The sequence below is a fragment of the Paenibacillus oryzisoli genome, from assembly GCF_050467285.1.
Lineage (GTDB): Bacteria > Bacillota > Bacilli > Paenibacillales > NBRC-103111 > Paenibacillus_E > Paenibacillus_E oryzisoli_A.
This window is the reverse complement of sequence record NZ_JBCMUN010000007.1, coordinates 616,579-632,607: the sequence shown is the minus strand read 5'-3', so window position 1 is coordinate 632,607 and position 16,029 is coordinate 616,579. Positions and strand designations below refer to the sequence as shown.

The following is a 16,029-nucleotide window of genomic DNA, read 5'->3' as shown; positions in this document are numbered from 1 at the left end:
CTTATAATGAGCGTGTAGTTATCCAATCATGAAGGGGAGATGTCCATGAGTAAGAAGATGTATGTGCTCGCTCTCATCGCCGCCCTGACAGGCAACTTGCTGCTGCCTTACGGTAAAGCAGGGCCGATCACGGCACAGGCTGCAGCGACCACGTATGTGGCGGCCAGCTTTAATAGTTACCCTACCACGCCCTCGACGTCGGGACCGACTGCGGAGGTTGGCGGCAACTGGGGGTTGTATAATGCGAAAGCCGGTACGGATTACACCGTTGGGGAAGCAGCCCCCGGCAGGAGCGATCTCAGCTTGAGGCTGGTGTCGGGTACGTCAGGCACGCAGCTGTACGCGGGGAAATTCTCCCTCAATATTGCCGGCAAAGTCGTGCTGGAGGCAGCGGTTCGCGCGGAAGACGCCGGCCATATCCGGCTGCTGGATGTGAAGAGCAACAGCGGTGTGTGGAAAAATTTTCTGACATTAACGGAAACAGGCCAAATGTCGATTCTAGGCAAGTCTTTGGGGGCGTATACGCCCAATACATGGTATCGCGTCAAAGCGATTATCGACCAAGTCGGGCAAAAGGCGGACGTGCTGCTCAATGATGTTCAGGTGGTGACCGGGGGAGCCCTGAGCGCGACCTGGGATACGATTAACACGATCAAATTCACGCAGACCGGCACATCGGTACAGGGCAGCGTCTATTTGGACGATGTTCGCGTCTATTCGTACGAGCCCGTTGAAAGCGTTTCCGTGACGTCGGATGCCTCGACGATCGGCGTCGGCAAGCAAGTGGCACTCACGGCGCAGGTTGCCCCGGCGGATGCCGCCGATCAGCGCGTGGTGTGGAGCTCGGACGCGCCGGCAACGGTCACGGTCGATACGTACGGCGTCGCGACCGGCATGGCTGTCGGCACGGCGCACATTACGGCGACGACGCTGGAAGGTGCGAAGACAGCGTCATCGACGATTACGGTCACGACCAACGTACCATTGGACGGCATCACGCTGCCTTCTGAGCAAACGGTGGCGGCAGGGGAGACGGTGCAGTTAACGCCTGTTTATACGCCTGCAAACGCGACGAATAAGAAGGTGACATGGACAAGCGGCAATCCCGCTGCTGCTACGGTGGATGCGCAAGGACTTGTCACCGCACAGGCTGCCGGTGAGGCTGTAATTACGGCGTTGAGCGAAGACGGCAGCCATACGGCGACAACGACGGTGAACGTGCAGCCGCCAAGTGTGGCGTCCATTTCTTTGCCAAGCACCGTTACGGTGATCAAAGGGGATACGGTTACGCTGGTGCCGACTTTTCAGCCGGCGCAAGCGGGCAATCAGCTTGTGACGTGGACGATTGGCGATGCCACGATTGCGGCGGTCGATGCGGCGGGCGTGGTTACCGGTCTGAAGCTGGGCGAGACGCAGCTGACGGCAACAAGTGTGGATGGAGGAAAAACAGCGAGCACGATGATTAAGGTCATTGATCAAGCAGCGGTCTCCGGCGAGTTCGAGCGTTTACGTTTGAAACGCAAAGCAGGGCTCGACGGCGGCGACAATTTGGATACGTCAGACGCGGACGTACAGGCCAAGGTGGCCACGCTTACGGCGAACGGACAAACCCGCTGGTCCACGCTCCAAAAAGCAGCGGACCGCCAAGTGCTGTGGTCGGACAGCGTCGTCAGCAGCGGGAATTCCGATGCGATTCATACCAATATATCGCGAATCCGCGAGATGGCTTACGCCTACTCGACGAAAGGCGGGGCGCTTTACCACAATTTGCAGCTGCGCGACGATATCGTCTCTGCGCTGGATTGGGTTTACACCAAGCAGTACAACGAGACGGGTACTGCGTTCGGCAACTGGTGGAATTTTGAAATTGGTATCCCTGGGAAAATGACAGATACGATGGTGATGATGTACGATGCGCTGACGACAGAGCAGATTGCTCGCTACATCGGCGCGATTGACCATTATACGCCGGATATCCAATCGAGCGTTTTTGATACCAGCTCCTACTATACGGGGGCGAATCGTTCCGATATTTTGCTGTATAAGCTTGTGGACGGGCTGCTGCTGCAATCGGATGCGCGCATCCGCGCCGTGGCGACGGAAATGTCCCCGCTGTTTGCTTATGTGACGGCAGGCGACGGCTTTTACGAGGATGGCTCGTTCGTGATGCACACGTCCGTTCCCTACACGGGAAGCTACGGTTCGGTCATGCTGGAGGGCGTCAGCCAACTGCTGTATTTGCTGAACGGCAGCCCTTGGCCGGTTACCGATCCCAACGTGAATAACATTTACAAGTGGATTTATGATGGGGTTGCTCCGGTCATTTACAAAGGAATGACGATGGATTTCGTCAACGGCCGCTCGATTGTGCGCGGGTCGGATAATGCTCAAAAGACCGCAGCGGGCATTATGTCAGCACTCGCTAGGCTGGCGCTTGATGCCCCGGCGGCGGACGCGCAAAAGCTGAAAAGCATGCTGAAAGCATGGATTACGGAGGATCAGACGCATTTTAACTATTACAATTATTTATCTTCGATGAACTTAATCGGTTCTGTGAAGGGTTGGGTGAACGACGCGGCGATCGTGTCGGATCGGGAGGCTTCCGGTTACTACGAGTTTGCAGGGATGGCCAGAAGCTTGCAGGTTCGCGACGACTATACGTTCGGAATCAGCAAAAGCTCGAAACGTATCCAGACGTACGAGCTGACCAACGGTGAAAACGGAGAAGGCTGGTACACGGGCGACGGAATGACGTACTTGTATAACGGCGACCAGGCGCAGTATATGGAGGATTACTGGGCGACAGGGAACCGGTACCGCCTGCCGGGCACGACGGTGGATACAAGACCGCGCGTCTTCAATGACTACCAAAACGGTGATGGGGAAGGCAAGCCGGGCAATAGCTGGGCCGGCGGCGTTGAAATGGGGCCGTACGGCAGCTCCGGTATGCAGCTGAAGCAAATCGGCACCACGCTGCAGGCGAATAAATCGTGGTTCCTGTTCGGCGACGAGATCGTGGCGCTCGGCTCGGGTATTTCGAGCAGCGACAACCGGACGATTGAGACGATTGTTGAGCAGCGCAAGCTGAATGCGGCCGGCGACAATGCGCTGACCGTGAACGGGCAGGCGAAGTCCACGGCGCTCGGCTGGAATGAACGCATGACGGGCGTGCAGTGGATGCACTTCGGCGGCAACGGCGCGCAGTCGGATATCGGGTACTATTTCCCGGATCTCCCTGCGATTAATGGACTTCGTGAGCAGCGCACAGGCCACTGGAGCGATGTGAACCAAAGTATCTCGCAGTCCGATCCTGTGACGCGCAACTATCTCAGCTTATGGTTCGACCATGGGAAAAGCCCGCAAGGTCAAACGTACAGCTACGCGATTCTGCCGAACAAAACGGCGGAACAGGTGAAGCAATACGCTGAGCATCCGCCTTATGAGGTGCTGGCCAACAATGAGGCGGCGCAGGCGGTTCGCCACAATGGATTGGGTCTTACAGCCGTGAACTTCTGGAAGGATCAGAAGGCGAAGGCGGATCTGGTGACGAGCTCCAGGCAGGCTGCAGTGATGATCAAAGAAGTGAACAACCAATTGGAGCTCGCGGTTTCCGATCCTACGCTAGAGAATACAGGCGCTATCGAGCTTGAGCTGGACCGTTCCGCTGCAGGTGTGCTGCAGGCGGATCCGCAGATCATGGTGACGCAGCTGTACCCGACCATCCGCTTGGTGGTCAGTGTGAACGGTTCAGTCGGACGCACGTTCCATGCGACGTTCGATACGGATCCCGCGAAGCCGAGACCTTCGGATCGGCCGCCGATTCCGGCGATTGCGAATCCTAGAAGCAGTGCCGACGAGCTTGACCGCAATGCCGCGCTGTACGCCGCCTTCGATAACGAAGGCAACGGGCTTGAAGCGGTCGGCGGCGGACCGAGCGGCTGGAGCGTGAGCAATGCGCAGCAGACGCTTGTGACGCTGGAGCGGCTGCCGGAGGAATCCAGCAATATACTGCGTCTGCTGGATATGAGCGATGAGGCTTCGGCTTCTGCCTCACGAACGTTCCCGGCTGTCTCCGGCTTGGCGGAGGCGGAATGGACATTTGCCGAGCCATACGGGCCGAAGGGTGAGGAATTTACGCTGCTTGGTGGCGATGCAGCCGCCATTCGCCTTGTTACGCGGGCGGGAGCCCTCTATTGGATTGACGCGCAGGGCGCCGAGCATTACGTGCAAGGGCTGTCTGCGGCAACATGGACGAAGCTGCGGTTGACGATGGACATTCCGCACAGCAAATACGATGTCTATGTGGATGGTAAACTGGCAGCGGCCGGCGCGAGCTTTGCCAGCCCGGTTGCGGCGCTGGATGGCATTCGGATGCAAACGGATGCCCAGGCGAAAGACGCGATTCTGTATGCAGACGACATCGCGGTGTATCGTTTCGGCGAGCAAACGTTAGTGTACAGTACGTTTAATGCGGGTTCCTTCGACGCATGGCAAGTTGCCCAGAGCACTACGGCTCCCGTACAGATTGTGGAGGACCCGAACGCAGCGAATCGAAGTGTTTTGCTTAACGACAACGACAATAAGTTCAGCGCTTCGCTCATGCAGCCTTTTGCGGTGCAAGACGGAATGTTGGTTGCGGAGTGGGATTTGAAGGAAAAGAACAGCGGCAAAACGCCGTTCTATGAGCTGCGGCAGGGCGAGAAAAGCGTTGTCCGGCTATTAACGAGTGGAACGCTGCGCTACCTGTACAAGGACGGCACGGTCGACACGCTCGGTTCGGTACCGACAGGTGTCTGGCATCACATCCGACTGGAGGTTGACATCGCGAACCAGAAAGTCAATGTGTATTTGAACGGCGTGCTGCAAAAGGCGAATCTGAATTTCTTCGAGTCGTCGACCACGATCGACAACATGCGGATCTATACGTCCTACGGTGCCGTGGACGCGCCTTTATGGATCGACAATGTGAAGGTGTATACGTACCAAGCGCCTAAGCAGCCGCAAGGGCTGGAGCTGAATACGGCTGAACAAGCGGTGTACCTGGATGAACCGGCTGAGGATGCTGAGCAGACGACAGTTTCGTTAGGTGCGCAAGTGGCACCTTCGGACGCCTATGACACGACAATTGGATGGGTATCCTCCAATGAGCTGGCGGCTTCTGTCGACAGCACCGGTTTGGTGCAAGCGTTGCAGCCGGGCAAGGCGGTCATTACGGCAACGACGGCGCACGCCGAACTGCAAGCTGCGGTAACCGTATATGTGGTGCCGAAAGCGCCGCAAGTGACGGCGGACGATGCGGCGAATACCGTATCGGGTATGGACGCGGGGCTGGAGTACAGCCTGGACGGCGGCGATTATGTGCGGTATGAAGCCGAAGCGTTTAGGCGCGTTAACCTGAACGGCACGCACGAGTTCAAGGTCCGTGCTGCTGCGGATGAGACGAGCGGCGCGCCAGCAGGGAAGGAGAAGATGCTGCGCTTCGTCACTGTAGAATCGTCGTCGGGTGGCGATTCAGGCAATGGAGCGGGCTCTGGATCTGGTTCTGGCAGCGGCTCAGGTGCCGGTGCTGGCACTGGGACACCGTCGACACCGCCGGCGACAGGACCGAAAGACGGCGTCCTTCAGCTGAAGCTGCCGGAGGACGCGGTCGTAACAAGCAAGGACAGCCAAGGCAGAGAAGTGACGACGGTGGTCGTGGCTGCCGAGAATCTGAAGCAAGCCTGGTCTGCGGATGCCTCGACCGTCGTCATTGCGCCGCCAGGTAATGGCAGCACGTTGGTCGTGAAGCTTCCGGCAGCTGCGTTGCAGGCTGCGGCTGCAACGTCGCCAGCGGGCGCCGTTGTTCTCCAGTCGCAGCTTGGCGACATGACGCTGCCATTGTCCCTGTTCGCTCCTGGCGGAGCTGTGGCGAATGCGGCACCATCCGGGGCAAGCACCACCGTAACCGTCACGATCCAACAAGCGGATCCGACTTTGGAGGAACAGGTAAAGGCAGCCTCCAGCAACGATGACGTTACGGTTGCAGGACCGGTCGTGGACTACAAAGTAACCGTGGAGCAGGGCGATCAAGTTGCGGCGGTGACGCAATTTGGCAACACTTATGTGGTTCGCACGATGCTCCTACCGGCAGGCCTCGATGCGAGCAAGGCGACGGCTGTCTGGTATGATCCGGAGACAGGCGAGCTGACTTATGTGCCGGCGGTGTTTGTAACCCGACCTGACGGACAGACGGAAGTGCGCATGAAACGAAACGGAGCAAGCATCTACACCGTGATCCAAGGCAGTAAAACGTTCGACGATGTTGCGGGTCATTGGAGCAAAACCGACGTCGAACTGTTGGCGTCGAAGCTGATCGTTCAAGGTCAGGCGGACGGCCGCTATGCACCGGAGGCGCAAGTCACGCGGGCCGAGTTTGCAGCAATGCTGGTGCGCGCGCTTGGCTATCAAGCGAAGGGGGTTCAGCAGCCAAGCTTTAAGGATGTCGCGCCAACCGATTGGTACTATGCAGCGGTTGAGGCAGCCGTGCAGGCGAAGCTGATCGAGGGTACCGGACCGGATATGTTCAGTCCGAACCTGCCGATCACGCGCGAGCAGATGGCGGTCATGCTCGCATCCGCGATGAAGCTTGGGGGTAAGCCGGCGCAGGGCGGTGCGAACCAAGACCTGCTCCAGCCATTCCAGGATCAGCCGCAGATTAGCGCTTGGGCGAAAGCGCCGCTGGCGGCGGCACTCCAAGCTGGCATCCTGAACGGACGGTCGGCGAGCCTCATCGCGCCTGCCGCCCCTTCAACCAGAGCGGAAGCGGCGGTCGTGTTGAAACGGCTTTTGACCTATATCGAATTTATGAACTAAATGCTGGAGAGGGGGCGGGTTGCCCCCTTTTTTTCGTGCTGCGGCAACTTTTTTAACAACGCGATTGGACAATTTATGCATTCCTTTTGCAAGAGGAAGTCGTCATAATGGAGGAAGCCGTACTGACAGACACCCCAGAGGAGAGAGCGCATGCCGATCAAAATGAATTTGTGGAAGAAGCGCAAAAGCGTCATTTTTACATGGCTGATTTCCTACAGCGCCGTATTTATCATTCCGATTCTGATGAGTCTGATTCTATACCGGGAATCCAGCAATACGCTGCGAAGCGAAATTCATAGAGCCAACGATACGATGCTCCAGCAGGTGAGAGAAACGATCGATACCCAGATCGAAATGATGCAGCGTCTGAGTATGGAGCTGACGTGGAATACAAGAATTCAAAGCTTGATCTATACCCGCATGTCCAGCAGCGATGAGCAGTATACCGCATATTTGATCGCGAAGGAGTTTCTCATGTACCAGACCTCCTATGCCAATGTCGATCAGTTTTATTTGACGTGGGAAGCGGAGAATACGGTCCTGCTGCCCGGCAGTACGCGGGATTATCAAGCGGGTTTTGAAACGATTCACGATACGGGCGTGATCAGTTATGCCGATTGGCTGAAGCTGGTGAAAATGAACAGAAGTACGACGTTCACGGTTCTGCCTCGCAAGGATTCTGCATATTCCAAGCAGTCGCTTGCGCTCATTACCCGGCTTCCGGCAGGATCGGGCAGCAGGCCGACAGGTTCTGTTGTTGTGATGGCGGATGTGGAGCGTTTTAATAAAGCGATTGCCAAGGTGCAGTCTTTTAGCGGCGGGAACGTGTATGTGCTGGATGAGGCGCATAAAGTACTGCTGTCGAATACGAGCACGGGGCTTCCGGCGTCCATTCTGGATCAGCTGGGCAGGGCAGAGAGCGGCGTTATTTATAACAAAACGAGTGATGAGCAATCGGAAATTTATTATTTGAACTCTGAGGTGTCGAAGCTTACGTACATCTCGGTCATCCCGAGCAAAGTATACTGGCAAAAAGCCGTCTACGTCCGCAACGTGATGTATGTTAGCGTGGCGATCTCCCTGATCGGGGCGGCGATATTGACCCTCTTTTTCATGCGGAGAAACTACTCGCCGATTCAGCGGCTTGTTCAAGTGTTGGCCAGGGCGGAAGGTTCGCGCGGCCGTGGCAGCCAACAGGAGGGGAATGAGCTAAGCTTCATTCACCGTGCGGTTTCCGACACGCTTAGCGAGAAGGAAGCGATTCGAGTGCAGCTTCAGCAGCAGCATAATATGCTGCGTTCCAATATGCTGGCGCGCCTGTTGAAGGGCCGGCTGGACGGGCCGATTCCGCTGCGGGAATCGCTGAATTCGCATCAGATTGAGCTGCTGTCCGAAGATTTTGCCGTCATTCTCTTCTTTATGGAGGCACCCGAGGAGGTCAGTATCAGCATTTCGTCCATCAGCGCGCATGAGAAAAGCCGATTGGCACAGTTCATTTTAACCAATGTGGTGGAGGAACTGGCCGGCATGCACGGACATCGGGGCTATGTCGCTGAAATTGACGATATGCTCGCTTGCATCGTGAATTTCTCCTCCGACGATGAAGAGGAACGCATGCAGCAGCTCGTTTCGATCTCGGAAGAAGCGCAGCAGTTTCTGTTAGAGCGGTATCGGATGAAGCTCACGCTGTCGATTTCGCGAGCGCATTCGACGATTGCCGGCATCGAGCAGGCGTATCAAGAAGCGCTCGATGCGATGGAGTACAAGCTGGTGCTCGGCAAGCAGCAGATCATCGCCTATGAGCAGCTGCATAAGGAGCCGATGACCGGCTACTATTACCCTTTACAGATTGAACAGCGGTTGATGAATTTCATTAAAATCGGCGATTTGGCGCGTGCCCGGGAAGTGCTGGATGAGGTAATCGACCGCAATTACGGGAAGTCGATGACGTCCGTGACGCTGGTTCGCTGCCTGATGTTTAATTTGATTTCGACGATGATGAAAACGATTCATGAGCTGGGCGAAGTCGAGGAGAGTTTTCTCGCGAAGCATCCGAACTGGATGGAGACGATGGCGAGCAGCGATACGGTCAGGGAAATGGTCGAGCAGCTCAACCTGCTGCTGGAAGATGTATGTGCGTACACGGCGGCGAAGCTGGACGTGAACATTTCCAAGGGCCGGGCGGAATCGCTGCGGGAGTTGATTCACAAGGTGAATGTTTATGTGGAAACCCATTATCAGGATATGGATTTGAATGTGGGGCTGCTGGGTGAGCATTTTCAAATGAAGGCAAGCTATTTGTCCAAGCTGTACAAAGAGCAGACGGGCGAAGGGCTGCTCGATTATATTAATCGGGTACGGATTGAGCAGGCCAAAGCGCTGCTTGGCTTTACGGATCAGCCGATTGTCGACATCGGCAAGATGGTCGGCTTTAATGAGGCGGCGACGTTCATCCGGGTATTTAAAAAGTTCGAAGGCATCACGCCCGGCAAGTTTCGCGAGCTGCGGGGATAGACGGGCGGCCACTGGGGTGGTTGCCCGTTTTCCGTAATGGATGCAATGCAATTGGCGATTTTATGCATGCGGAGGCGTGTTTTAACAACGAAATTGGAGCTTTTCGTTATATCTTTTGGAGCCCGCTGGCGTCAATATGAAGGCTGTACAGACCGAAGCGTTGTACAGACGCGGTCATACGAAAAAGGGAGGTAAGCGGTTTATGAAAGCAACGAAAAAAATCGTAACTATGGCTACTTTGCTGGCGCTGTCGGGCTCTATGCTCGCAGCCTGCTCGAAGGAAGCGCCAGCCGATCCGCCGAAGGACGGAGCGGGAGCAAGCACGCCCCCAACAGCGGCAGCTGGCCCGTTCAGCTATCCAATGAAAACGGATAAGACACTCTCCTATTGGGCTGAGCTTAACGGGAACATTGGCAGCGTGAAACCGACGTTCCAAGAGGTGCCGTTCTTCCAAGAATGGCAGAAGCGGACAGGCGTGAACCTGAAGTTCATTCAACCGCCTGCGAATCAGGCGAAAGAAGCGCTTAACGTGCTGCTGGCATCCGGCGAGCTGCCGGACATGATCGAATACTCGTGGAGCTCCTCCTTCCCGGGTGGTCCGGAGAAAGCGATCAACGATGGCTACATTCTGAAGCTGAACGATGCGATCGATAAATATGCGCCGAATTTGAAAAAGTATTTGAAAGAGCACCCGGAAGTGGATAAGCAAATAAAAACGGACAGTGGCAGCTACTATGCGTTCCCGTTCATTCGCGGCGATAATCTGCTGAAGACGTACCAAGGCCCGATCATTCGCAAAGACTGGTTGGATGAGCTCGGCTTGCCGATGCCGCAGACGATCGACGACTGGTACAACGTGCTGAAAGCGTTTAAGGAAAAGAAAGGCGTAGCGGCTCCGCTGACGTTCCTGGGTATGCCGACGGCGCTGTTCGGTCTGGATGGCGGCGCATTCATCGGGGCGTTCGGCGTCATCAAGAACTTTTACCAAGAAGGCGGCACGATTAAGTACGGTCCAATGGAGCCCGGCTATAAGCAATTCCTGGCGACGATGCAGAAGTGGTATGCCGAGGGCTTAATCGATAAAAATATCGCAACCGTCGATACCAAAACGATGGATTCCAATATGACGTCCGGCAAGAGTGCGGCGACCGTATGGAATTCCGGCGCGGGTATCGGCAAATGGCAGCCGATTGTACAGGAGAAAGAGCCGAACGCGAAATTTGCTCCGGCCCCTTATCCGGTACTGAAGAGCGGCGACAAGCCGAAATTCGGTCAAAAAGACTTCGCTTTTGTACCGACAGGCGGCGTGGCAATCACCGCGAATTCGAAGAATGTGGAGACAGCGGTGCGACTGCTGGACTATGGCTACGGCGAGGAAGGCCACAACTTCTTCAACTTCGGGGTTGAAGGCGTGAGCTACAAGATGGACAACGGCTATCCGAAGTATACGGATTACGTGATGAAGAACCCGGATAAGCTCGCACCTGCACAAGCGCTTGCGATGTATGCGCGCTCCGGCTACAACGGTCCGTTCGTCCAGGATAAACGGTATATCGAGCAGTACTTGACGATGCCGGAGCAAAAAGACGGGATCACCGTATGGTCGAATACGGACGCAGAGAAATACCTGCTGCCGCCGATCACGCCTACACCGGATGAGAGCACGGAGTTTGCGACGATTATGAACGATGTGAACACGCTGGTGGGTGAAATGTCGCTCAAAATCATTTTGGGCTCGGAGCCGATCGATGCGTTCGACAAGTATGTGGATAAAATCAAATCGCTCAAAATCGACCGTGCCATTGCGATTGAAAAGGCTGCGCTCGACCGTTACAACAAGCGTTAATCGTTAGATCAGGAGAGGCGGCAGCCTCTCCTCACTTATAAATAGAGGAGTGCTGAGCATGAACCGGAACCTGCAGACAACCGCTGCACCTGCTGCTCCGACCCGTACCGGTTCGTTACGGAGAACCGTTGCGAAAGATTTTATCACAAATAAATATTTGTACCTCATGATCCTGCCCGTGCTGGCGTACTACGTCTTGTTTCACTATGCGCCCATGTACGGGGCGTTGATCGCCTTTAAAAACTACTCCCCCATGAAGGGCATTCTGGGCAGCCCATGGGTCGGTTTTGCCCATTTTGAGAGCTTCTTCAGCAGCTATTATTTTTGGCGTATTTTTAAAAACACGATTCTCATCAGCTTATATTCACTCTTGTTTGAATTTCCGATGCCGATTGTGCTCGCCCTGCTTCTCAATGAGGTAAAGAATAAAACCTTCAAGAAGACGGCTCAGTCCATTACCTACATGCCTTACTTCATCTCGATGATCGTGATCTGCGGGATGATTAAGGATTTCACGAACAGCGGCGGCTTTATTAATACATTTTTCGTCTCGGTGATGGGGACGGATGGCCAGGCGATGCTGCAAAAGCCGGAACTGTTCCGCTCGCTGTATGTCATCTCCGACATTTGGCAGCGCATCGGCTGGGAGTCCATTATTTACATGGCTGCCCTCACGAGCATTGATCAGGAGCAGTATGAAGCAGCGCGCATCGACGGCGCCTCCAGGCTGCAGCAAATCTGGAACATTACGTTGCCGGGCATTTTGCCGGTGATCGTCATTATGTTTATTCTGCGGTCGGGGAATTTGCTCAACGTCGGCTTTGAAAAGATTATTCTGCTCTACAATCCGGTCGTGTATGAGACGGCGGACGTCATTTCTTCTTTCGTCTACCGAAAAGGTTTGCTCGAATTTAACTGGAGCTATAGCTCGGCGGTGGGCCTGTTCAACTCGGTGCTGAATCTCATTTTGCTGATTGCGGCGAACCGGTTTAGCAAGAAGATGACGGATAACAGCTTGTGGTAGGTTGATTTTAAAAAGAAAGGGAGTACCCGGATGTCCATCCATTCCAAATGGGAAGAGCGGATTTTTAACGCGGTGATCTACACGCTGCTGACCTTGCTGATGGCGGCAACGATCTATCCGCTGCTTCATGTGCTGTTCGCTTCGTTCAGCGACGCCAACCGAATTGTGTCCCACGAAGGTGTCCTATGGCGGCCGCTTGGCTTTAATATTGAGGCGTATAAGCTTGTTTTTTCAAACTCAGCGATTATTGTCGGCTACGGCAACACGTTGTTTATCGTTGTGGTGGGCGTTGTGTTTAATCTGCTTTTGACAGCGCTTGGCGCTTTCGTGCTTTCCCGCAAAAACGTGTTCTGGAACAAATGGATCATGTTCTTCATTCTGGTTACGATGTTTTTCAGCGGCGGGCTGATTCCGATGTATTTGATTGTCAAAGGCGTCGGCCTGCTGGATTCGCTGTGGTCCGTTATCATTCCTTTTGCCGTGAGCACGTTCAATCTCATCATCATGCGGACAGCCTTCGCGTCCATTCCCGATGCGCTTGAGGAGTCGGCGAAAATCGATGGGGCGAATCATTTTGTGCTGCTGTTCCGGATTATTATCCCATTGTCGCTGCCGACGCTTGCGGTTATCGCCTTGTATTATGCCGTCGATAAGTGGAACGGCTGGTTCTACGCTTCGATTTTCCTGAAGGATCGAGAGCTGTTTCCACTGCAAATAATTTTGCGGGAAATTCTCATTTCGAATTCCACCGACAGCATGTCCTCCGGAACGGGCGGCGATATGTTCCAGATCGGGGAGACGATTAAGTATGCCACGATCGTTGTAGCGACGCTGCCGATTCTATGCGTGTATCCGTTCTTGCAGCGCTTTTTCATCAAAGGCGTGATGGTCGGGGCTGTGAAGGGGTAGCCGTATGAAGGCGTGTGAACAAATGAAAAGGGGCGTTTGCCAATGTGGGTAGAAGCGTTGGAGCATGCCGTGGAGAAGACGCGGCGCAATATAGATAAATTCGGGGATCTGTTCCCGTGGACGGGCCTTGACGGCGGCGATTACAAACGGAGCGATCATCAGGACTGGACGGAGGGCTTCTGGTCCGGCCTGCTTTGGCTGAGCTATGAGGCTTCCGGCGATCCTGTGTTTCGGGATGCGGCTGTTCGCACGGTGCACAGTTTTCGGCGCCGGTTGGAGACGTTCAAGGTGCTCGATCACCATGACATCGGGTTCCTTTATCTGCCCTCGGCTGTCGCTTGGTGGATGCTGGAAGGCGAGGAGGATGCGAGGGCGCTGGGGCTGCAGGCGGCGGATACGTTGCTGAAAAGATGGCGCCCTGCCGGTGGTTACATTCAGGCGTGGGGACCCGCGGGCGACCCGAAGAACGGGGGCCGCATCATTATCGACTGCCTGCTGAATATCCCACTGTTATACTGGGCTTACGAGAAGACAGGCAATCAGCAATATCGGGACGTCGCTGTGGCTCATGCGGAGAAAAGTCGCCGCTATTTAGTGCGCGGGGACGATTCATCGTACCACACGTTCTATTTTAACCAGGAGAACGGTGAGCCTGTCGGCGGCGGCACGCACCAGGGCTACCACGACGGCTCCACGTGGACGCGTGGGCAGGCGTGGGGGATTTACGGCTTCATTCTTTCGTATAAGTATACGAAGAATCCGGTATACTTGGAGGCCTCGCGCCGGATGGCCGCGTACTTTATCTCACGTCTGCCTGAGGATCAGGTGACGTATTGGGACTTTGACGTGCCCGTTGAGGCGGGAACGCCGCGGGACAGCTCCGCGACGGCGATCGCCTGTTGCGGCATGCTGGAGCTTGTCGGGTGCCTGCCGGAGGGCGACCCGGATCGGGAGCGGTTCGAGCGCGCGGTATTCCGCTGCATGAAATCGCTCACAGAGAACTATTTGACGAGCGACGACCCCGATGCGGAGGGCTTGCTCCGCCATGGCTCATACCATGTGCGGGGCGGCATGTCGCCGGATGACTTCGTCATCTGGGGCGATTATTTCTACATGGAGGCGCTGATGCGGCTTGTCCGCGGGGTGCCGGGGTATTGGTACGAGAGAGCTTAGCGTGAAGTGAAACGTCCGCTGCTTCCGGATCGGGAGGCAGGCGGGCGTTTTTTTGTATAGGCGAAACCCATATGCTGTGTTCATTTCCCTGGAATTGGCTTGGAAAAGGGCAAAATGTGTATCCTAAGCCCATACTGCTTAAATTCCTGCATTTCGCGCTTAAAAAACCGCATACTCAACGTTTTGGGCTTATGGTAGTCTTAAAACACAGCAGGAACGGTGCAAAAAATAAAAACACCAGTTCCCCCCATTCAAGCTCAACCATCAAGGGAGGTTCATAGCAATGAAAAAACATTTTGCAGTAACGGTTTCCAGTGTTATGGCATTATCGATCATTTTAAGCGCATGCGGCAATAGCGATTCTTCCAGTTCCACACCGGCGGCATCGTCATCCGCGGGAGCCGCGGCAAGCACAGCGCCGAAGAAGAACGTCAGCTTTACAATCGGCTACGCGACCGGCGACCCGGCGACGAAGCAGGCGATGGTGGATGCGGTAGCGGCGTTCAGCAAAGCGAATCCGAACATTAAAATCACCGACCTGTCCGAGGGCGGCTCCCAAGCTTACCTCGACTGGCTGAAAACGAAGGATGCCGTCGGCGAATTCCCGGATCTCGTGGAGATGCGCGATACGCAGCTATTCTCCGAAGCGGGCAAGATTGCCGAGCTGCCGCAGGAGTGGTTGTCCCTTTTCGCGGATGCACCGAAATTGAACGGTAAGAACTGGACGGCGCCGATCGTCGGAACGGCTCCGCAAGGCATTATTTACAGCAAGAAGGCATATGCCGATGCCGGCATCACGTCCGAGCCGAAGACCTATGACGAGTTCCTGGCTGCGCAAGAGAAGCTGAAAGCGAAAGGCATTACGCCGCTGACGTTCGGCGGTAAAGATATTTTCCACTGGGGCTTCTGGGTGAACAAGTTCCTGATGGATGATGTGTTCGCGGACGATCCGAACTGGAACTCCAAGCGCACGAAAGGCCAAGTGAGCTTCGCGGATGCGGGCCCGATGCAGGCGATGCAGGATCTCAATGAACTGTTTACCAAAGGCTATGTCGATAAAGGCTACCTGAGCACCGCGGACAACCAAACGGCGTCCATGCTCGTAACGGGCAAAGCGGCGGAATTGTTCTCCGGTCCTTGGATGTTCTCGCAAATTTCGCAAGCGGATCCGAAGTTCGAATTCGGCTGGTATCCGGTACCGGATCGCAAAGGCAGAATCGTCGTTAACGGTTTGAACACGCTACAAGGCTGGTCCATTTCCACGAAAGCGAACCAGGATGCGGACAAGAAAGCTGCAATCACCGAATTCATCAAGTTCTTCTTCGCGAAAGATCAATACACGAATTTCATGAAGCAAGTGAACGGTATTCCAACAACGAAAGAAAAAATTACGTATGATGCCGCTCCGCAAATGCAGCGTGTCATTGAAGTCATGAACGATCCGAAAACGATCAAATCGCTGCAAATCAACTCCTTCTGGGGCGACGACCAAATGCCGCCGCAATGGCGCAACTGGTTCTACAAACTGGCTCAGGATTGGCTGGTGAAAGGCGATTTCAGCGCAGACTATTTGAAGAAAGCCGACGCCGAGTGGGACGCAAATATTAAAGCGAACGCTGCAGCGAAGAAATAATCGTTACGTCAGAGAGATGCGGAAACCTCTGCCCCTCGCAGGGGTTTCCCTTCATTCAAGCTGGTTAAGGAGTGAGAG

General features: G+C 55.1%; 7 protein-coding genes. All 7 read left to right on the top strand.

Annotated elements, in window-relative coordinates; genetic code table 11:
- The first annotated feature begins 45 nt into the window (after positions 1 to 45).
- The 7 genes from ABE504_RS14910 (at position 46) to ABE504_RS14880 (ending at position 15,951) form a co-directional block, all read left to right on the top strand.
- A complete protein-coding gene (locus tag ABE504_RS14910) occupies positions 46 to 6,852 on the top strand; it encodes a polysaccharide lyase family 8 super-sandwich domain-containing protein (protein ID WP_430089814.1) in 6,807 nt (2,268 codons plus the stop codon).
- A gap of 150 nt (positions 6,853 to 7,002) precedes the next feature.
- Positions 7,003 to 9,366: a helix-turn-helix domain-containing protein gene (locus ABE504_RS14905; RefSeq protein ID WP_430089811.1), complete on the top strand. Its 2,364-nt coding sequence runs from the start codon at positions 7,003 to 7,005 to the stop codon at positions 9,364 to 9,366.
- Between the two features lie 202 nt (positions 9,367 to 9,568).
- Entirely contained in the window at positions 9,569 to 11,212 is a 1,644-nt protein-coding gene (locus ABE504_RS14900; RefSeq protein ID WP_430089808.1) for an extracellular solute-binding protein, read from the top strand.
- A 58-nt stretch (positions 11,213 to 11,270) separates the two neighbouring features.
- Positions 11,271 to 12,236 (top strand): ABC transporter permease, encoded by a 966-nt coding sequence (locus tag ABE504_RS14895; RefSeq protein WP_430089805.1) that lies wholly within the window; start codon positions 11,271 to 11,273, stop codon positions 12,234 to 12,236.
- Positions 12,237 to 12,266: 30 nt separating this feature from the next.
- A complete protein-coding gene (locus ABE504_RS14890) occupies positions 12,267 to 13,145 on the top strand; it encodes a carbohydrate ABC transporter permease (RefSeq protein WP_430089803.1) in 879 nt (292 codons plus the stop codon).
- A gap of 42 nt (positions 13,146 to 13,187) precedes the next feature.
- On the top strand, positions 13,188 to 14,318 hold the full coding sequence (locus ABE504_RS14885) for a glycoside hydrolase family 88 protein (RefSeq protein ID WP_430089800.1): 1,131 nt from the start codon (positions 13,188 to 13,190) through the stop codon (positions 14,316 to 14,318).
- Positions 14,319 to 14,601: 283 nt separating this feature from the next.
- Complete coding sequence (locus tag ABE504_RS14880) at positions 14,602 to 15,951, top strand: ABC transporter substrate-binding protein (protein WP_430089798.1); 1,350 nt, start codon at positions 14,602 to 14,604, stop codon at positions 15,949 to 15,951.
- Positions 15,952 to 16,029 lie beyond the last annotated feature (78 nt).